This is a genomic window from Paenibacillus wuxiensis (assembly GCF_040195695.1).
Taxonomy (GTDB): Bacteria; Bacillota; Bacilli; order Paenibacillales; family Paenibacillaceae; genus Paenibacillus_B; species Paenibacillus_B suaedae.
The window spans coordinates 260,437-279,555 of the sequence record NZ_JBEFZI010000010.1 but is presented as its reverse complement, the minus strand read 5'-3'; the positions used below and the strand labels follow the sequence as shown (position 1 = coordinate 279,555).

Sequence of the window (19,119 nt, the reverse complement as noted above, 5' to 3'; positions counted from 1 at the left end):
TTTCAATCAGATCTTTATAAAAATAAACAATAACATTTACGATATATTGTACCTTCGCATACCGAGCGAGTCAATAGACGAAGCACAAAAGGATACTAACAAATGCTTTCCCTATTAGTCATATCCTGTTTTTCATTTTTCATAACATGTACTATAGGAGGTGTTTTACATGGAACGGTGGTGGTGTCGTGTTCGAGGTTCCATTAAAGGGGTTCTTTTCCCCATCATTTGCTTGCAATTTGTTCGCACGTTGCTTCTGCCAACAGCATTTGACGTATTTTTGCTATTTGTATTATTCCTCATCTTCATTGGATTTTTGTGGGATGTATATTGAAGCTTGTACTCTTGTACAACTGCATGCAGACACAAAGAAACCCGTCGCTCATTGAGCCATACGGGTTTTTTGCCTATCTAATAGGAAATGGAGATATCGTTACGAGGTAGGAATATACAGAACTTGCCCTTCGGATATATCCGATTCCGCTAAGCGGTTGTAGAGCGCAATTTCTCTCGAGTTCATGCAATAGCGGTCAGCAATTGTATCGAGTGTTTCAGAACGCTGCACAATACACAAGCGCACCTTCTTGAAAGCCCGCTCATCATCAATACGCTGCAGGAATAGCGACTGCCACTTTACTTCCTCACCAGTTGTCTCCTCATTCATTGCTGCTAGCTGCGCTGCCTCTTCTTCCTTCTGGATACGTTCCAGTTCTTGAGACTCCCGCTTCTTCTGCAGCAACGAACTGAATCCAACTGGTTCCGCTGCTTCCGGCTCACTCGCTTTCGACTTGCCGATTGCAACCTTCATCTCCTGCTTGGCAGTTGCTGGAACATCCTCCGGCTCATTCAATGGAGCAGCTGCTTCAATATCGTCCCGCTCCACTTCCTGATTCGAGGCGAGCGATTCACCTTCACCCTCTGATTGAACAGCTGCATCTACTTCGATGGATTGCACACTTTCCTTTCTCGCAACAGGCTCATTCGTATTTGCTTCATTCGAGAGGGTCGGTGAATGAGACTCCAACTGAGTCATTTTCGCTTCTGGCTCGTGTTCTGCGCTATCCGTGGCAGCACTTGCTCTGCCCGGCGCTCGCCCTGCTTCGCCTTGCCCCTCGGCACTCTGAACCTCTAACCGCTCCTCCTCATCTCGCGTCTCTCTGGCCCACTGAGAACCACTCCATGTGAGCGGAATACGTTCAGATTGGGGAGAATCTCCATCAAATGCATCATGATTGGTCTGTGCAGGCAGCAGCCTCTCCCCTTCGAATTCGCGAACCTCCACGTCTTCAGCAGCTCGATCGAAGTTCTCTTCCAACTCTTCTTCTGCCTGATCCTCCATCTGTTCCTCTGCCTGTTCTTCTGTTTGTTCTTCTTGCTCCTGTTCCTCTGAAGCCCTAACAGGACTGAAATCTCTATAATCAGCTTCTGTTTCTACTTTCGATTCAGTCGCAACTTCCGATTCAGTTGCAACTTCTTCAGTCACATGCTCTGCTGATTTCGTGAACGCCGGTGTATATGTACCGTAGTCACGCAGCCACGCTGGCTCTTCCCCATCGTGCTCGAGCTCCGTTTGATGTACAACTGTAAATTGCTCCGGCTCCCAAGCCGCTGGCTCTATACTTTCCATTGAGATGCCGCGCAGCGATAAAATTCCTGTAATATTTAATGTACGTGTTGATAAAAGGTCTACATCGAAGTGCTCAATATCGACCGAAATATCATCCAAGCTGCGCACCCGATTTAAGGGGAGTGTGATTTCAACAGGGATCCAATGCTCAAGCGAATGACTGCTACGCAGTTCATCAGCACCTACATATGCCCCAGCCAGCAGCAAGCTGCCACGCACTGTCACCTGGTCACCAGCAGGAATGACCTGAATGTGCGGTGTCAACTCCACTTCTTCCAATTGATCAATGCCGACCACTTCGTCGGACAAGTGCACACGTTCATAAATATCAAAGCGCAATCCATATGATTCTTCGTTCACAGACCGCTCCTCCTCCCGCAGTTCATATGCCATCTTCCCTTGTGACCAGCGTACATGCGATATGGCAACGATGTTAAGCTACAGTCGCAAAGTCAGACTCGTATCACTACTTCATCTATATGGGAGGAAAGAGAGGAGCATGACTATATTTTTTGCCGCAAGCGCAACATGTCCTCAGGCCACGGGGCTTCTACAACAATCTGTTCTCCTGACAGCGGATGGATGAAGCGCAAACTCTCCCCATGAAGCGCTTGTCTGCTAATGAGCTTGCCATCGCCCCCATATTGCGTATCTCCCGCAAGCGGATGCCCCTTCGCACTCATATGCACCCGAATTTGATGTGTCCGCCCCGTCTCCAGCGTTAGGCGCACGAGGGACAGTTCTGAGCCGGGCTGCAGTGTTTCATAGTGGGTAATCGCAGGAGCTCCGCTATCGCTTACCCGATATTTGCCGCGATGATGACGATCCTTCCCTATTGGCGCATCTACCGTTCCAGAAGCCGGCGTCAGCGTTCCCTGAACAATCGCATGATAGATGCGCTCAATCTTCTTCTCGCGCATCATCTCATCCAGAATCACTTGTGTACACGGCTGCTTCGCGTACAGCACCGGCCCGGTTGTATCAACATCTAAGCGATGTATATGCAGCACCTTGGAAGCCTGCCCCGTCCATACATAGTGGCATGCCACAGCATGGGCAAGACTATCCCGCCTCTTATCCTGCTCCGGTGTCGTTGGATGAACCGCCATACCTGCAGGCTTATATACTACCAAGCAAGCATCATCTTCATACAGCACCTCGGCAGGTGCGTCAGCGGGCTCATAAGCATCCGATTCAGCAACAAACCATTTCACACGCAGCCTATCTCCTGCAGTGCGAATATCTCCCGCATGATTCATTCTATGAACGAATTTTTTTGGCAAACGCAGCTCGCTGATCAGCCATGCCAGTGTAGATTGTTCATCTTGAAGCGAAGCTTTGCCGGGCATGAATTCTATCCATTCTCCTTGGCGTCTCCAATATCGTGTCACGACGCATCTCCTCCGTTCCTATCCATTTCAAAGCCCGGCGCTCCACTTCTAACGCGGAATCGCCGGGCTCGTATTCGTCCTATTTATGTGTATAGATTGACCATACCATCCTATATTCAAGCCTGCATATACTTAGATTGATTTCTTTAGTGCAGCATAGTTGGCTTGGATTGTAAATTCAATGTCCTCATCGGTATGAGCCGCCGACACAAACATCCCCTCGAATTGCGAAGGCGCTACATTAACCCCTTCATCGAGTAGATGCTTAAAGTACGTACGGAACAGCTCTTGATTGGATGTGCGAGCCGTATCAAAATTCGTTACCGGCTCATTCGTAAAGAACGGGCATACCATCGAGCCAACACGGTTGATTGTACACGGCACTCCCAGTTCTTGCGCATTGCGGATAAAGCCTGCCTCAAGCTTGGCACCCTTACGATCCAATTCCGCATACACCTCCGGCGTAAGTAAAGACAATGTCGTATAACCGGCAGCCATCGCCAGTGGGTTGCCGCTAAGCGTACCTGCTTGATAGATCGGGCCACTCGGTGCAATTTGCTCCATGTACTCGCGTTTGCCTCCGTATGCACCTACTGGCAGTCCACCCCCGATAACCTTGCCGAAGCAAGTCAAGTCCGGTGTGACGCCAAACAACCCTTGCGCACAGCTGTAGCCCACACGGAATCCTGTCATAACCTCATCGAAAATAAGCAGACTTCCATATTGCTCCGTCAAATGCCGCAGGCCTTCCAAGAACCCTTCCTGAGGCGGTACAACCCCCATATTGCCTGCAACCGGCTCTACAATGACACAGGCAATATCTTCGCCATATCGATCAAAGGCCAGCTTCACTGCTTCCAGATCATTATACGGAACCGCAATCGTATTGCTGGCAACCCCTTCAGGCACCCCCGGGCTGTCTGGTAGTCCCAATGTCGCTACACCCGAACCAGCCTTGATGAGCAGGCTGTCTCCATGACCATGGTAGGAGCCCTCGAATTTCACAATCTTACTCCGCTTTGTAATACCGCGCGCCAATCGGATTGCACTCATCGTCGCTTCCGTTCCGGAATTCACCATACGAACGATGTCTACGGAAGGTACACGCTCACATACCAGTTTCGCCATAGCCGTCTCAATCTCCGTAGGCGCACCGAAGCTTGTCCCCTTCGCTGCCGTCTCTTGGATCGCACGCACAACTTCGGGATGCGCATGACCCATAATTAGCGGTCCCCATGAGCATACATAATCTACGAATACATTGCCATCGATATCATACAGCCGGGATCCTTCCGCCCGTTCAATATAAGCGGGTGTCAGACCGACGGATTTGAATGCGCGTACAGGGCTGTTCACACCGCCAGGTATGTATTTCTTCGCTTCTGCAAATGCTGCCTGCGAACGTGTGTCTACACGGCCAGATTTTTTTTCAGACATGTTGGTTGCTCCTTCTTATTTATTCCTCTGTTCTATGTTACACTAATAAAAAATCGGCTTGGCAAAGAGGGGAAAGTCATGATTGAATTGCTCAAACGCGTCCCACTGTTCTCTGATTTGACTGATGAACAGCTGGAAATCGTATCGTCCATCACATCCCGCCGGGAGTATGCCCCACATACGATCTTGTTCCAGCAGGGAGATCCAGGGCACACATTCTGCATCGTATTTCGCGGTGCCGTCAAAGTATACACATCCAACAAGAAAGGCCAGCAGAAGATCCTCTCTGTCTTTCAGAGCGGCGACAACTTCGGCGAGCTTGCGCTTATTGATGGCAAGCCGCGTTCTGCAACAGCAGAGACATTGGAGGATACGGTTCTCTTTACCGTCACATCCGAGAGCTTCCACTTACTGCTGCGCGCCCACTACGATATTGCGAAGCAGGTTATGATTCAACTATGCGGTCGACTGCGCTCGACGAACGGATATGTCTATGACTTAACGTTCTTAGATGCACCAAGCCGCATCGTAAAGAACATCGTTCGCATCGCTCAGCAGCAAGGCGAGCGCCGCGGAGATAAAATCTACATCCGTGCCGCCTTCGACGCTGATGCCATGTCAGGTCTTGCTGGCGTACATCGGAACGTATTAGAACAAGTGATTCGTGATCTCGAGCATCAGCGTATCCTGACGCTGCAGCCGACCGAATACACGCTGGACGTATCCCGACTGTTCCAGAGTCCTTACGTTAGCTAGCTCCATACATCGGGTAGACAAGCTCCCCGTCGGCACATTCAACGAACTTTGCCACGGGGAGTTTGCTATTTATACAGAAGTCGCTTCTTTTAAATCAAGCCCCACTGCAACAATTGTTACGCTCGCTCAGACAGCCAACGTGCAGCATCCTTCGCATGATACGTAATAATCATATCTGTTCCCGCGCGCTTCAGACCAAGCAGCAGTTCGCTCACAATAGCGCGTTCATCAACCCATCCAAGCTTGCTCGCTGCCTTCACCATAGAATACTCGCCGCTCACATTGTAAGCCACTAGCGGCAAATCGAATTGATCCTTCATCACACGGATAACATCCATGTATGCCATGGCTGGCTTCACCATAAGCATGTCCGCGCCTTCCAGAACGTCCTCTTCTGCTTCACGAATTGCTTCGCGCACATTGGCAGGATCCATCTGATAAGTCTTGCGATCACCGAATTGAGGCGCGGAATGAGCCGCATCTCGGAATGGACCATAGAATGCCGATGCATACTTCACCGAATAGGACATGATCGGCACATCATGATAACCTGCCTCATCAAGACCTGCACGAATCGCATGCACGAATCCATCCATCATATTGGATGGCGCTATAATATCAGCCCCCGCTTCTGCTTGAGACACCGCCGTACGCACTAAGTACTCGAGCGACTCGTCATTATCAATCTCGCCTACCTCGCATCCATTCACTTCATGCACATGAACCATTCCACAATGCCCATGATCGGTATATTGGCATAGACATGTATCCGCAATAATAAGCAGGTTAGGGTGAGCCGCCTTAATTCGTCTTGTCGCTTGTTGGACGATTCCATCCGCGTCGAATGCAGAGCTTCCGACAGCATCCTTCGAAGCTGGGACACCAAACAGCACAATAGCTGGTATACCCAATTGAACAATTTCGTCTATTTCTTCTTCCATACGGTCAAGGGAGAAATGATAAACTCCCGGCATGGAGCTAATCTCTTCCTTAATCTCCGTACCATGCGTCACAAATATAGGCATAATCAAGTCATTGACTGTCAATTCAGTCTCGCGAACCATATTGCGGAGAGCTGCCGTCTTCCGTAGGCGGCGTAATCTTGTAGTTGGAAATACCATGTTAGCAACCTCCTTGAATGTGTATATGCGCCTTGTCAGCACTGCTAAGTCTGCACATCTCGTCCACCATACTGTTAATGGTAGATCGTTCTGCGACTGCAGCAACCTGCAAGCCTGCATCACGCGCCGTGCGCGCTGTAATCTCCCCGATGCACACCACTTGAGCGCCACCAAGCTTCGCTACAGGGTCAGGAACCCCCATGCGTTCGAGTGCGGCGATCAGGTTCGTAACCGTCGAGGAACTTGTAAACGTAATCAGATGAATCGCGTTCTCTTCCAGCAATTCCACTAAATAAGGATCATCGTACTCCGGCAGCACGGTCTCGTACAAATCCACCTCATCCACAAGAAGGCCATGCTGCTGCAGCATCTCCTTCAGCCAAGGGCGCGCCAGATCACCCCTCGCAAGTAGCACGCGCTCTTCTGGCGAGATTAATGGACGAAGGGCATCCCATACCCCTTCTTGGCTATACTGAGCAGCAGATACATCTGGCTGCACTCCATATTCGCGAAGCGCTTCAGCAGTCTTGGGGCCTACCGTTACGATTCGTACATTCGCCCATTGGCGAATATCCTGCCCTTGCTCCTGCAAGTGTTGGAACCAATACTTGACGCCATTCACACTCGTCAGAACTAGCCATTGATATTGCTGTGCATGGATAAAAGCCTGATGAATCGCTTGCTGTTTCCCAAGAGAGACGGGTGCCCGCATCTCAATGACGGGATATTCATACGTCTCCCCTCCAAGCTGTTCAATGGGCTTAACAAGCTCGCTAGCCTGCGAACGGCTCCTCGTGACAAGTACTCTCTTACCGAACAGCGGGAGCTCCTCTGCCCAAGCTAGCTGTTCTCGCAGCTTCACAACATCCCCTACGACAATGACTGCCGGCGACTCGAAGCGAGCACGCTCTGCCTCATCCGCAATCGTCGCTAGAGTCCCTACGAGCGTGCGCTGCTCAGCCCTTGTTCCCCAGCGCACTAATGCAACAGGCGTATCCGCTGCCCGCCCATGACTCATCAATCGTTCGGCAATTACACGCAGCTTGCCGATACCCATAAGGAACAGCAAAGTTCCAGCACTTTGGGTCATCTGCTCCCACTCGATGAACTCATCCAACTTGTCCGGGTTCTCATGGCCTGTCACTACACAAAAGGAAGACGCATAATCCCTGTGAGTCACAGGGATGCCTGCATATGCAGGAACCGCAACAGCAGAGGTGACCCCTGGAACGATCTCATACGGAACTCCATGCTGCTTCAGTACAGCTGCTTCTTCTCCCACTCTTCCGAACACACAAGGATCGCCCCCCTTTAAGCGAACGACCTTGTTTCCTTCCTGTGCTAGATCAGCAAGCAATTGGTTAATATCCGCCTGCTTCATCGCATGTCGATCAGGCAGCTTGCCCACATAGATCCTACGAGCTCCCTGCTTCATATATCTGAGCAATTGAGGGCTAGAGAGACGATCATAGACAACAACATCCGCTTCCTGCAGACAATTCAAGCCTTTGACCGTTATCAACCCTACGTCACCTGGCCCAGCGCCTACCAGATAGACAATACCTATTTCAGAGGAATGCCGTTCCATTCATATCAGCCCCTTAATTGGGATAGCATTTGTTCCGCTCCTCGGTTCAGCAGCCGCTCAGCAACTGCAATGCCAAGTTCCTCTGGTTGTCCACCTTCCATTGTGTCACTCAAAATCATATTCTCTTCCGCAGATCCAACAAGACCTGTTAAGCGTATCGTGTCATCTGCCTTATGAAGCTCTGCATACGCTCCAATTGGCACTTGGCACCCGCCATTCAAGCGGCCTAAAAAAGCCCGCTCCGCCTGAACGGTACGAGCAGTATCTACATCGTGATAACGCGCAAGCAGCGACAATACTTCCTCATCATCTGCACGGCATTCAATCCCCAATGCCCCTTGCCCTACCGCTGGGAGACACAGTTCTGTCGGCAAATAGGATGTGATACGATCCTGCCATCCCATCCGATGAAGTCCTGCTGCAGCAAGAACGATTGCATCGAATCCTTCCGTCTCTAGCTTCTTCAACCGTGTATCAATATTGCCGCGCAATGGCTCGATCTGCAAATCCGGTCTATGCGCCTGCAATTGACAAGCTCTGCGCAGACTGCTCGTTCCTACCTTCGCACCTATAGGCAAATCCTCAATCGAGGTGCCAGACTTCATAATCAAGCAATCTCTTGGATCTTCCCGCTTGGGCACAGCGCCAACCGTCAGTCCATCCTGAAGTTCCCAAGGCATGTCCTTCATGCTGTGAACCGCGATATCCACTTCCTTATCAATTAACGCTTGTTCAATCTCCTTCACGAACAACCCTTTGCCTCCAACCTTGGACAAGGTGACGTCCAGGATGCGATCTCCTTTCGTTACGATCTTCTTAATTTCGAATCGGAACGGAAGGTTGTTCTCTTTGCAAATGGTCTCCAACGCCGCAATCACATGCCCGGTCTGCGTCAATGCCAAGGCGCTCTGCCTTGTCCCAACAATGATAGTACGCATCTAGTTGCCCCTCCTGCTTGCCTAAATTATTCATTCATTTATTGATATTGGGCGAGCCACGCCATGACCCAGTCCTCCCATTTGGGAAGTGTGACATTACATTCATAGGCCCGCCAGCATTCTTCTGCATAGTGCCGCATTGCTCGCTGGCGATCTACCGTGTCTGGCAGCACATCATGCGAAGCCTTGCGTGCGTGCAGCAGCATCTCTGCTACTTGCGCCAACTCATCATCCATTAACTTGGACAGCTTGGCTAATATGCTTCTCGTCAAGGTTGGACTAGCGCCGCCAGTCGATACAGCGAGATGGACATCTCCGTGCTGCACCGTCCCAGGATTGGCGAAGTCACTCTGTTCCGGACTATGAGCAATATTGATGAGCGCCCCATAGCGCCTTGCTTCCTCAGCTACTCGCTCATTCACTTCACAATGATCTGTCGCAGCAAATACAAGCAGCGCTCCAATGGCGTCCCCCTCTTCATACTCTCTTGCGATATGAACAATGCTGCCTTCATGGACAAAGTGCCAAAGCTCTGCAGTCAATACGGGACTGACCACTTTCACTTCAGCACCACTCGCCAGCAAGTGACGAACCTTGCGCGCAGCTACCTTGCCACCGCCAATCACCGTACATGGCTTGCCAACAAGCTTCAGCATAATCGGATACAGAGGGGAATCTCCCATTCGCTACACTCCAATCCAGCGATGAAATGTCGACAATGAATTCAATGCGAAATTGAGCATCATTACCGCATAACATCCTAAATTCAACAAAGAAAGTCGAAATCCTGTTGAATCATTACGCGAGCGTTTCACAATATAAGAGCCATAGAATAAAAGCGCTAATAACGTAAACCATATCTTAAAATCAATCAGCAATTCCGTACGATTGTCGAGCAGAATAGCCCCAACTGCTACGGCAAGCGACAGTAAAATCATCGGAATGCCAATTACGACAGCTAGAAACGAAAAGCGTTCAATTCGTTCAAGACTAGGCAAGCGCCGCACCGCGTCAGACCATTGCTTAGCCTTCAACTTATGATGGAGAAATACATACATGCCCGCGAATACGGCACTAATCGTTAAGGCCGCGAAACCAAAGGCTACAAGCGAGATATGGAAAGAGAGCAAATTACGCATCATCTCCCATTCCTTCATCGATGCAGGCATTGTCGGGTCGTTAAGCATGTTCACGAGCAATAAGGCAAACCCAATAAGATTGACGAAAAAAACGATAAATTCGATATGAAAGAACCTGCTAATGACAATGGATACGGTCACGAGGAACCATGAAAACAAAAACATAAATTCAAAACTACTAAAAACGGGCACATCCTGATGCCTCACCATTCTTACAATCAAGAAGATCGTCTGAAGTACCCATACAAAAGTAAGAAGCCCTGCGCCCATCCGCTTCGCTTTCCGATTGACTCCTACCACATCGGAAAAATAAAACAGAAGGCTCAGGGCGTATGTGTAGATAATCGCATCGTAAATCCAACTATTCGTAACCATCGATGCCTGCCGCCTCCTGTTCTTCCTCTACCATGTGACGGCTGCCCAAGACAGCACAGACTTCCCCCGCTCGGGTTCCGTATTTCGATTCACGGTGACTTGGGATGAGGGCTGTTCCTTGCCTCGCTCCTCCTTGCCACCCGCTTCTGGCTGCTCCAGTGCGAAAATTTGCGAAAATAACCGCAATGCCTCGTCCCCATTTTTCTCAGCGGCGAGCTCTTTAATTTGATTAATTGGGTCGTGCATCATTTGGTTCAACATGCTCTTCGTCAGACGGCGTATCAATTTTTCTTCCCGTTCAGACAGCTCGGGAAGCTTATTGAATAAGCTTTGCAGCGTATCCTGGTGGATACGTTCTGCTTTGGACTGTAAAGACCGAATCATCGGAGTTACACCCAGCATTTTGAGCCAATGACGATGCTCCTCGAGTTCATCTGCGATGAAAGCTTCGATCTTCGCCGCTTCCTTGCGGCGACGTGCCAGATTGCTCTCCACAATACCTTGAAGATCATCGATATCATATAAGAATACATTCGACACGTCACTAATCGCCGGATCCAAGTCACGCGGCACGGCAATGTCAATGAAGAACAGTGACCGAGATTTGCGCCTGCTCATCGCCCGCTTCACATCATCCGCTGTCAGTACATATTCCTTCGAACCCGTTGAGCTAATCACAATATCAGCCTCAACCAGCATCTGTTCGGCCGCATCAAGCGTACCTGCCCGGCCGTTAAACTGTTTCGCCAGCTCTTCCGCGCGAGATAGGGTACGGTTTGCTACCATTACCTCCGCAGCCCCGTTGGCATATAAGTGCTTCACAGTCAGCTCGCTCATTTTGCCTGCGCCTAGAATGAGTACCTTCTTTCCTTGGAACGATCCGAATATTCGCTTGCCAAGCTCCACTGCGGCATAGCTGACCGATACCGCATTTTCGTTAATGCTTGTTTCGGCATGTGCTCTCTTCGCGAGTGTTATCGCCTGCTTAAATACGGTATTCAGCCACGTCCCGGTTACCCCTTCATTTTGCGCGAACAAGAAGGCATTACGGATTTGGCCTAAAATTTGCGTTTCGCCGATGACCATGGAATCCAAGCCGCAGCTGACCCGGAACAAATGCTCGACAGCCTGATCATCTTCATATATATAGAGGTACGGTGTAAATTGCTGTCTGGAAATGCCGAACCACGTCTCCATAAAGCTGCGGATGAAGTGACCGCACATGTGCAATCTGTCGACAACCACATACAGTTCTGTGCGATTGCATGTCGACACCATCACGCATTCGAGCACGCTCTTCGTCTGTCTCAATTGTCTCAGCGCCTCTTGCCAATCACTTTCGGGCACCGCAAACTTCTCCCGAATTTCTACGGGCGCCGTACGATAGTTCATGCCGACGACGATGATGTGCATTCATTTCACCTGCTTTTCAAAATTTAGTACATTCTCAGATGATAATCATTATAACATAGATCAACAAGAACATTCGTTCGTAATTTGAAAATATTATGAAATGCATGTCAAATTTTAGTTTGTACGGGCTAACTGCACCTTATACTATCATTGCAACGCCCCAATGTCATTCTTTTTTTATGTACTTTTTGCCAGTTCACTTCGGTGTAAAATTAGATTCCAGCACTTCCTTCAAATCTTTGTCTGCGCTAACCAGTTCTTCACGCTTGGATGCGACCCATCCCCCGCTGCTGTTATAGGCGAGCGCATAGCTGTCATAGAGTCGGTTCATTGCCTCAGCGCTCATGCTGATCATCTCTTTTTCACTGTCCGTTAATGGGCGATCGCCATTTAACTGCATCAATGTGATGGTTTCTACAACCTTATTCAGACTTGGCAGCTCTGGCAGCTGCTTCTTCCCTGCCGCACGAACCAGTCTTTCATGTGCAAATGCTGCTGAATAAGCAACAAGCTTCAATTTTTGAAGTGGTTCTGTCGAGTCATATCGCGCCGCTTCCTGCAATGATCCTTTTAACAGGTTCGTTTGAAATTGAGCTACTTCGTACAGCATTTTAAGCGGATCGGACGCTTCTGCCTTCGGAGAGAATAAGTTGTACACTTGAATGGAAGGCCATATTAACAGCATGAACAACACAACCATCCATACGATACCGCCTCGAAATCGTCTAGGTCTCATCAGCATTCTCCTACTATATATGATTATGTATATAGCTTATGGAGCAACAAGTGGACAAATAACCGAGCTATGAGGTTGACTCTCTATAAGAATAAAAAAAGCCCGCTCCACCCTGTGCCAAGCACGAGGATGAGCGGGACTTTATTGTCGTTTATACCAATTCGGATACTTTCATATCCGGAGTAACCACTTGCAATTCGCCTAATCCGCGAATAAGTTTCTTCGCGTACGTTTTCTCCGGTTTCAACACAGAGACCAGGTAATCAATGGCTAGCTGCGGGTCTACTGTTTCTCCGCAAGTGTAACAATCGATTGCTGCAAATCCACGTTCAGGATAAGTGTGGATTGAAAGATGACTTTCTGACAACATAACTAGAACTGTTGCCCCTTGTGGGTCAAACTGTTTAGATTGAACAGACAAGACCGTTGCACCACACGCTTCAGCGGCTTCTACCAGTTGTGCTTCAAGCAATTGAGCATTGTTCAGCAAATCGAAGTCGACTCCCCACGTGTCAACAGCAACATGTCTTCCGAAAGTTGAGTATTCCATCTTTCGGTTCCCCCTTCCTAGGAATAAAATGTTTGAAAAAATAATTTCATCCGCTAGGACCTACGTCATTCACTTCCCGAGGGAAAAATCTCTCGCAACATGCAATGTCCTGAGTGAATCCTGGTTCCTATATTGTTTTCAACGAGATTAAAAATAACATCTTACTCACATAAATGCAACACTTTTTTATCCACTTATCCCCTGACTATTCCATTTTCCCTGTCTACTATATGGCGAAAGCCTCTAATAGGTGTCTAGTACGCCCGCCCAATATTCGCTGCAGAACAAAAAAAGAACTTAAGGCATACGCCTTAAGTTCTTTCATATTCAAGTGCCGCTCAGGCTTCCAAGATGAACAATTGCTTTGCCAGTGCTGTTAGCTGCTGATCTACAGCTTGAACCTCATCTGCTGACAGGCTTCGATTGCGCTTATCGAGCAAACTGTTGATGCGCTCCTTAATACTCGCAATTCGTATTTCTACATGTTCGTTACGGTACATGTTATGCAAGTCCTGCACCGTATCCTTATGTTCGAAAATAACGCGAGGCTCTTCCTTCTGCTCTACAATCTTGCGAACAGCCCCATCTGCGTAATAATAAGTGATTGTAAATCCCGCAAAAATCCGATTGACTACCGCTTCGCCACGGAATGTCGCCACAAGCTTATGCATCACTTGTGTCAATTTCGGATGAACCAAGCGGCAAGACGTTACACAGACATACCGATTGCCTTGTTTCTCGAACAGGAATATGATCTCATCACCCTGGCCGTCCTCAAGAACCACCTCTTGATTACCGTTTTCTAATACTTTCACCCGCCCCACAATAGATTGCTTCGCGAGCGATTGCACAAATCGGGTCAATTGAGCTTCCGTTAACTGTAAACTGGCTTTCACATACTCTGTGGCTAACCGCCGAGCCATAAAAACTCTCCTTACCTGTATTCAACATATAATATTTATACATGTTTATTATACTACAGGGAGAATATGAATTCCTGTTCATGAGCCGCCATTTTATGGTGCATTTCGCAAAAAAACGGACTGAGGCCGGAACTACCCCGCTTTTTATCCAACATGCTTACGAATTAACGCTTGCATGCTGATTAATAATGTCCCATAACTCTTCACGGCCTTGTCCTGTCTCCGCGGAGAACATGACAAACGGAGCATCCGATGACAACCCAAGGGTGGTACGAACTTGCTTCACATGCTTCGGAAGATGGTTTCTCGATATTTTATCTGCCTTCGTCGCAACCACACATACCGGGACGCCGTAATGCGTAAGCCAGTCATGCATCATGCAATCGTCTGCTGTAGGCGCATGGCGCAAATCAACAACCAGCAGCACAAGGCGAAGTGTCTCACGCTCTTGGAAGTACGCTTCAATCATGCGTCCCCACGCAGCGCGCTGCGTCTTCGATACCTTTGCATACCCGTATCCCGGTACGTCCACGAAATACATATTGTCATTAATGCGATAGTAGTTCAACTGCTGTGTCTTACCCGGCTGCGAGCTTGTACGCGCCAAGTTCTTGCGCATAATCATACGATTGATTAACGATGACTTCCCTACATTCGATCGGCCTGCCAGACCAATCTCCGGGAACCCGTCATCTGGATACTGTGCAGATCCAACAGCACTAATAATAAATTCAGCATTTGTTATTTTCATACGCGATTATCCTCACCTTACATTCTGTTCTGTCTATTGTACAATTGTACACGATTCCCGTCATTTCACAAAAAAAAGAAAAACGGATGCGCTGCACGCGCATCCGTCTTGTTGCTATGCCATTATGATGAAGTCGCCTCCAGCAACGCATGCTGCAGCACTTCATCCATATGAGCTACTGGTATAAAGGTCAGCTCCCGCCGTACTGTATCTGGGATATCCGCTAGATCGCGTTCATTGTCATGTGGGAACAGAACCGTCTTGATTCCTGCACGAAGCGCGGCCAGCGACTTCTCTTTCAATCCACCAATCGGGAGTACTCTCCCGCGCAATGTAATCTCACCGGTCATTGCAACATCCTTGGATACATATCGATTAGTGAACGCCGATACAAGTGCCGTCGCAATTGTGATTCCGGCGGAAGGGCCATCCTTCGGAATCGCTCCTTCAGGGACATGGACATGAATATCCAGCTTCTCATGGAAGTCGGGCTCCAATCCCCACTGCGCCGCCTTCGAGCGGATGTAGCTAAATGCAGCCTGTGCAGACTCCTTCATGACATCGCCTAGCTTGCCTGTCAATTGCAGCTTGCCGGAACCAGGAACAACGGTAACCTCAATATTAAGCGTATCCCCTCCCGCTTCGGTCCACGCAAGACCTGTCACCGTTCCTATCTGATCATCTTGTTCTGCCAGACCATAGCGATATCGAGCTACACCTAAATATTCGGATAATTGCTGGGCGTGAATCTGTATGTCTTCCACCTGTTCAGATACAATTCGCTTTGCAGCCTTGCGGCATAGCGCAGCCAATTGCTGTTCCAGTTGGCGAACTCCTGCTTCACGTGTATATTCACGAATCACTTTCAGAAGGCAGTCCTCTTGAACCGTCAGCTGATTCGCCTGCAATCCATGGGCTTCCTTCTGCTTCGGAAGCAGATGCCTGTTCGCGATTTCCAGCTTCTCAAGCTCCGTATATCCAGACAAGGACAGCAGTTCCATCCGATCCAGCAGCGGACGCGGTATATTGTGAACCGCATTGGCAGTTGTCACGAACAGAACCTTGGACAGATCGACCGGGAGCTCAACGAAATGATCACTGAATGCATTATTCTGTTCTGGATCCAATACCTCCAGCAGTGCAGACGCCGGATCCCCACGGAAGTCAGATGCCATCTTGTCGATTTCATCAAGCAGCATTACTGGGTTCATCGTGCCCGCATTTTTAAGCGCCTGAACAATTCGTCCTGGCATTGCACCTACATAGGTACGACGATGACCGCGAATCTCCGCCTCGTCACGCACCCCACCTAACGAGATACGAACAAATTTCCGTTCAAGCGATTTCGCAATTGACCTTGCAAGCGACGTTTTCCCGACACCCGGAGGGCCAACAAGGCATAGAATCGGCCCTTTCATTTCTTTGACTAGCTGCTGTACAGCCAAATATTCAAGGACACGTTCCTTCGGCTTCTCAAGTCCATAATGATCGGCCTCCAGAATGGATTCTGCCTTGCTCAGATCCAGATCATCCTCCGAGAGCTGAGCCCACGGAATCTGAAGCAGCCAATCGATATAGTTTCGAATCACTGAACCTTCTGCGGAAGAAGCCGGCATTTTCTCCAATCGATCGATTTCTTTGCCGATTTTCTCACGAACTTTATCCGGAGCCTCGAGCTCCTTCAATTGGGCACGCAGCTCCTCGGCCTCGCCCGTGCGGCCTTCTTTATCTCCCAATTCCTTCTGGATCGCCTTCATTTGCTCACGCAAATAGTATTCCTTCTGTGTCTTCTCCATCTGCTTCTTCACGCGCTGGCCAATCTTCTTCTCCATCTCCAGCACTTCGCTCTCATTATTGAGCAGCTCAAGCAGCTTATGCAGACGAGCTTTGCTATCCACCGTCTCCAGAAGCGCCTGTTTATCTTTGAGCTTGATGGACAAGTGGCTGGCGATTACATCCGCCATCCGACCCGGTTCTTCGATGTCCGTTACGGAAGCTAGTGTCTCTGGCGACACCTTCTTCGACATTTGCACATAGTTCTCGAACTGGGTCAATGCCATGCGCATGAGCGCTTCTGTCTCTGAAGGATCACCCGACGTCTCTTCATGCAATACATGCACCTGAACCTCATAGAACTCCTCATTAGGCACATATTCAACGATCTCAGCGCGCTCAACACCCTCAACAAGCACACGTATTGTGTTATTAGGCAGACGTAACATTTGACGAACCTTCGCTATCGTGCCTATACGGAAAATATCATCCTGAGAAGGCTCCTCGATGCTGACCTCTGACTGCGTGCACAACAGCAGCAATTGATCTTCCAGCATCGCATGTTCAAGTGCCCGTACCGACTTATCGCGCCCCACATCCAAGTTCAACACCATGCTCGGGTACACGAGCAAGCCTCGTAGCGGGAGCAGAGGCAGGCGGCGGTCTTTGTTCGATTTAAGCCCCATCGTTCGGCACCCCCATGGCTATCATGATCTATCTAGTACATTGCATCCAACATTTTATCAAATGTTCAAGTAAAACACCAATTTTCCACAGGCCGATCAGCTATAGCTGCTCCCATCAGAAGAACTGCTATTCTTCTCCGATCCTTCTGCATGCAGCAACGGCAGCGAGGTGCCCGCGGCACGTTCGAACGGTTGCGGCTTATGCTGTGCATCTCCCTTCCATTCACTGCCGAATGCATGTTGGAAGCCTTCCTCAATGTGTTCGACGGGTATGACTTGCACTCCATCCAAGCCTGCGAAGATATCCTGCCAATTCTCCTTCGGAATAAGCACGCGAGTTGCTCCTGCTTGAAAAGCCGCTTCCACCTTGGCAAGTACGCCGCCGACCGGCTTAATGCGCCCATGAAGACTGATTTCACCTGTCATCGCAAGCTTATTGTCCACAGGCCATCCATTCAATGCTGATGCGATGGCTATCGCCATTGCCATGCCCGCGGATGGACCATCTACTGGCGATCCGCCTGGGAAGTTAATGTGCAAATCGAAGTTGGATGTCTCATGTCCCAGGCTGCGAAGCACGGTCAATACGTTCTCAATAGACCCCTTCGCCATACTCTTGCGGCGCAGCGTTCGGCTTCCACCGCCCAGCTCTTCTTCCTCGACAACACCCGTAATTGTATACTTGCCGTGCCCACTCTTCACGCGGATCGCACTCACTTCAATTTCCAGCAGAGCTCCCATGCTAGGACCGTACACAGCCAAGCCATTCACGAGACCAACCTGTGGTTCTGCGGGAACTTTGCGATCAGGACGCGGAGCAATCTGGCTGCTGTTGGCAACCCATTCTACATCAGCCGCATCAATCGATGTCCGCCCTTCTGACATCACCAGTCCAGCCGACAGTTGGACAATATTCACCGCCTCACGCCCATTGGTCGCATACTTTTTCACCATATCTACCGCTTCTGGCGAGTGCGGGAAGCCAATTTTCTTCAGCCCATTTTCTGCAATAGCTCCGATTTCATCAGGAAGCAGCGGCCTGAAGTAGATTTCCATACAACGTGAACGAAGCGCTGGCGGGAGTTCTTGGGAAGAACGGGTCGTCGCTCCCACAAGCCTGAAGTCCGCAGGCAATCCATTTTGAAAAATATCGTGAATATACGAAGGTACATTCGAGTCTTCCGAATTGTAATAAGCGCTCTCCAAAAATACTTTACGATCTTCAAGTACCTTCAACAGTTTATTCATCTGTATCGGATGAAGCTCACCAATCTCATCAATAAACAGCATGCCCCCATGTGCCTTCGTCACCGCTCCCGGCTTCGGCTGTGGAATCCCAGCGACTCCCATCGCACCAGCACCTTGATAAATTGGATCATGAACCGAGCCTATTAATGGGTCGGCGATGCCACGTTCATCAAATCTTGCTGTCGTCGCATCGATTTCAGTGAACTTGGATTCCATTGTAAATGGCGAGCTTGCATTCTTCTTCGCTTCCTCCAGCACTACTCTCGCAGCAGCCGTCTTACCTACGCCTGGTGGGCCATAGATGATCACATGCTGCGGGTTCGAACTGCACAAAGCAGCTTTGAGCGCCTTCAATCCATCTTTCTGCCCAACAATATCACTCATGATCGCAGGTCTTGTCTTCTCTGCTAGCGGCTTCGTCAGGGAAATAGACCTTAGCTTGCGCAGCTTATCCATCTCCTTGCGCGATTCTCGATCAACAGCTGTGCGATTTCCTTTCTGACTGCGCAGCAGATTCCAGAAGTATATGCCAATAACTACGGCAAAGAACGCATTGATCAGCATCAATATTACGCTTAAATTCATCGTTTCATCCTCCCATAACGCCCTCGCAAGGACAAAAAAATCCGGCAAAGTTTACTACTTGGTAGTATTACCCTTTGCCGGA

At 49.3% G+C, this 19,119-nt stretch carries 17 protein-coding genes and 1 other annotated feature (1 of these 18 only partly in view); of the genes, 2 read left to right on the top strand and 15 right to left on the bottom strand.

The window, feature by feature from the left end:
- Positions 1 to 5 (bottom strand) — a binding site (T-box leader) (it extends 288 nt beyond the left edge of the window).
- Between the two features lie 164 nt (positions 6 to 169).
- Complete coding sequence (locus tag ABN764_RS23575; protein WP_162833933.1) at positions 170 to 334, top strand: YszA family small membrane protein; 165 nt, start codon at positions 170 to 172, stop codon at positions 332 to 334.
- Positions 335 to 433: 99 nt separating this feature from the next.
- Here the strand turns inward: ABN764_RS23575 and ABN764_RS23570 are convergent, their stop codons facing one another.
- The 3 genes from ABN764_RS23570 to hemL all read right to left on the bottom strand — a co-directional run bounded on the left by ABN764_RS23570 (position 434) and on the right by hemL (position 4,455).
- Positions 434 to 1,987, bottom strand: a complete 1,554-nt coding sequence (locus ABN764_RS23570; RefSeq protein WP_446673264.1) for a LysM peptidoglycan-binding domain-containing protein — start codon at positions 1,985 to 1,987, stop codon at positions 434 to 436.
- 143 nt (positions 1,988 to 2,130) lie between these two features.
- Complete coding sequence (locus tag ABN764_RS23565) at positions 2,131 to 3,018, bottom strand: RluA family pseudouridine synthase (protein WP_446673263.1); 888 nt, start codon at positions 3,016 to 3,018, stop codon at positions 2,131 to 2,133.
- Positions 3,019 to 3,150: 132 nt separating this feature from the next.
- A complete protein-coding gene (gene hemL / locus ABN764_RS23560) occupies positions 3,151 to 4,455 on the bottom strand; it encodes a glutamate-1-semialdehyde 2,1-aminomutase (RefSeq protein ID WP_072731586.1) in 1,305 nt (434 codons plus the stop codon).
- A 78-nt stretch (positions 4,456 to 4,533) separates the two neighbouring features.
- Here hemL and ABN764_RS23555 point away from each other — a divergent pair, with 78 nt between their 5' ends.
- Positions 4,534 to 5,211, top strand: coding sequence for a Crp/Fnr family transcriptional regulator (locus ABN764_RS23555; RefSeq protein WP_021252320.1), 678 nt, complete (start codon positions 4,534 to 4,536; stop codon positions 5,209 to 5,211).
- 116 nt (positions 5,212 to 5,327) lie between these two features.
- Here the strand turns inward: ABN764_RS23555 and hemB are convergent, their stop codons facing one another.
- The 12 genes from hemB to lonB form a co-directional block, all read right to left on the bottom strand.
- The gene (hemB, locus tag ABN764_RS23550) at positions 5,328 to 6,332 is read right to left on the bottom strand and encodes a porphobilinogen synthase (protein ID WP_446673262.1); all 1,005 of its coding nucleotides are present in this window, start codon (positions 6,330 to 6,332) and stop codon (positions 5,328 to 5,330) included.
- Between the two features lies 1 nt (position 6,333).
- Complete coding sequence (cobA, locus tag ABN764_RS23545; protein ID WP_446673261.1) at positions 6,334 to 7,920, bottom strand: uroporphyrinogen-III C-methyltransferase; 1,587 nt, start codon at positions 7,918 to 7,920, stop codon at positions 6,334 to 6,336.
- A 5-nt stretch (positions 7,921 to 7,925) separates the two neighbouring features.
- Positions 7,926 to 8,858 (bottom strand): hydroxymethylbilane synthase, encoded by a 933-nt coding sequence (gene hemC, locus ABN764_RS23540; RefSeq protein WP_446673260.1) that lies wholly within the window; start codon positions 8,856 to 8,858, stop codon positions 7,926 to 7,928.
- Between the two features lie 38 nt (positions 8,859 to 8,896).
- Complete coding sequence (locus ABN764_RS23535) at positions 8,897 to 9,541, bottom strand: precorrin-2 dehydrogenase/sirohydrochlorin ferrochelatase family protein (protein WP_174811001.1); 645 nt, start codon at positions 9,539 to 9,541, stop codon at positions 8,897 to 8,899.
- 3 nt (positions 9,542 to 9,544) lie between these two features.
- Positions 9,545 to 10,372 carry a cytochrome c biogenesis protein CcsA gene (gene ccsA, locus ABN764_RS23530; RefSeq protein WP_021252325.1) on the bottom strand — a complete coding sequence of 276 codons (828 nt, stop codon included), beginning with the start codon at positions 10,370 to 10,372 and terminating at the stop codon, positions 9,545 to 9,547.
- 27 nt (positions 10,373 to 10,399) lie between these two features.
- Positions 10,400 to 11,785 carry a glutamyl-tRNA reductase gene (hemA, locus tag ABN764_RS23525; protein ID WP_174811270.1) on the bottom strand — a complete coding sequence of 462 codons (1,386 nt, stop codon included), beginning with the start codon at positions 11,783 to 11,785 and terminating at the stop codon, positions 10,400 to 10,402.
- A gap of 196 nt (positions 11,786 to 11,981) precedes the next feature.
- The gene (locus ABN764_RS23520) at positions 11,982 to 12,521 is read right to left on the bottom strand and encodes an S-adenosylmethionine decarboxylase (RefSeq protein ID WP_446673259.1); all 540 of its coding nucleotides are present in this window, start codon (positions 12,519 to 12,521) and stop codon (positions 11,982 to 11,984) included.
- 151 nt (positions 12,522 to 12,672) lie between these two features.
- Positions 12,673 to 13,071: an adenosylmethionine decarboxylase gene (gene speD, locus ABN764_RS23515; RefSeq protein WP_021252328.1), complete on the bottom strand. Its 399-nt coding sequence runs from the start codon at positions 13,069 to 13,071 to the stop codon at positions 12,673 to 12,675.
- 338 nt (positions 13,072 to 13,409) lie between these two features.
- Positions 13,410 to 13,994 (bottom strand): hypothetical protein, encoded by a 585-nt coding sequence (locus tag ABN764_RS23510; protein ID WP_021252329.1) that lies wholly within the window; start codon positions 13,992 to 13,994, stop codon positions 13,410 to 13,412.
- Between the two features lie 157 nt (positions 13,995 to 14,151).
- Positions 14,152 to 14,745, bottom strand: a complete 594-nt coding sequence (gene yihA / locus ABN764_RS23505) for a ribosome biogenesis GTP-binding protein YihA/YsxC (RefSeq protein ID WP_021252330.1) — start codon at positions 14,743 to 14,745, stop codon at positions 14,152 to 14,154.
- A gap of 122 nt (positions 14,746 to 14,867) precedes the next feature.
- Entirely contained in the window at positions 14,868 to 17,204 is a 2,337-nt protein-coding gene (gene lon / locus ABN764_RS23500) for an endopeptidase La (protein WP_174808179.1), read from the bottom strand.
- A 96-nt stretch (positions 17,205 to 17,300) separates the two neighbouring features.
- Positions 17,301 to 19,037, bottom strand: a complete 1,737-nt coding sequence (gene lonB, locus ABN764_RS23495; RefSeq protein ID WP_446673258.1) for an ATP-dependent protease LonB — start codon at positions 19,035 to 19,037, stop codon at positions 17,301 to 17,303.
- Between the last annotated feature and the right edge of the window lie 82 nt (positions 19,038 to 19,119).

What these genes read in the sequence shown, in the direction of transcription:
- ABN764_RS23575 (WP_162833933.1), top strand. Translation starts at nt 170, where the DNA reads ATGGAACGGTGGTGGTGTCGTGTTCGAGGTTCCATTAAAGGGGTTCTT.
- hemL (WP_072731586.1), bottom strand. Translation starts at nt 4,455, where the DNA reads ATGTCTGAAAAAAAATCTGGCCGTGTAGACACACGTTCGCAGGCAGCA.
- ABN764_RS23555 (WP_021252320.1), top strand. Translation starts at nt 4,534, where the DNA reads ATGATTGAATTGCTCAAACGCGTCCCACTGTTCTCTGATTTGACTGAT.
- hemB (WP_446673262.1), bottom strand. Translation starts at nt 6,332, where the DNA reads ATGGTATTTCCAACTACAAGATTACGCCGCCTACGGAAGACGGCAGCT.
- cobA (WP_446673261.1), bottom strand. Translation starts at nt 7,920, where the DNA reads ATGGAACGGCATTCCTCTGAAATAGGTATTGTCTATCTGGTAGGCGCT.
- hemC (WP_446673260.1), bottom strand. Translation starts at nt 8,858, where the DNA reads ATGCGTACTATCATTGTTGGGACAAGGCAGAGCGCCTTGGCATTGACG.
- ABN764_RS23535 (WP_174811001.1), bottom strand. Translation starts at nt 9,541, where the DNA reads ATGGGAGATTCCCCTCTGTATCCGATTATGCTGAAGCTTGTTGGCAAG.
- ccsA (WP_021252325.1), bottom strand. Translation starts at nt 10,372, where the DNA reads ATGGTTACGAATAGTTGGATTTACGATGCGATTATCTACACATACGCC.
- hemA (WP_174811270.1), bottom strand. Translation starts at nt 11,785, where the DNA reads ATGCACATCATCGTCGTCGGCATGAACTATCGTACGGCGCCCGTAGAA.
- ABN764_RS23520 (WP_446673259.1), bottom strand. Translation starts at nt 12,521, where the DNA reads ATGAGACCTAGACGATTTCGAGGCGGTATCGTATGGATGGTTGTGTTG.
- speD (WP_021252328.1), bottom strand. Translation starts at nt 13,071, where the DNA reads ATGGAATACTCAACTTTCGGAAGACATGTTGCTGTTGACACGTGGGGA.
- ABN764_RS23510 (WP_021252329.1), bottom strand. Translation starts at nt 13,994, where the DNA reads ATGGCTCGGCGGTTAGCCACAGAGTATGTGAAAGCCAGTTTACAGTTA.
- yihA (WP_021252330.1), bottom strand. Translation starts at nt 14,745, where the DNA reads ATGAAAATAACAAATGCTGAATTTATTATTAGTGCTGTTGGATCTGCA.
- lon (WP_174808179.1), bottom strand. Translation starts at nt 17,204, where the DNA reads ATGGGGCTTAAATCGAACAAAGACCGCCGCCTGCCTCTGCTCCCGCTA.
- lonB (WP_446673258.1), bottom strand. Translation starts at nt 19,037, where the DNA reads ATGAATTTAAGCGTAATATTGATGCTGATCAATGCGTTCTTTGCCGTA.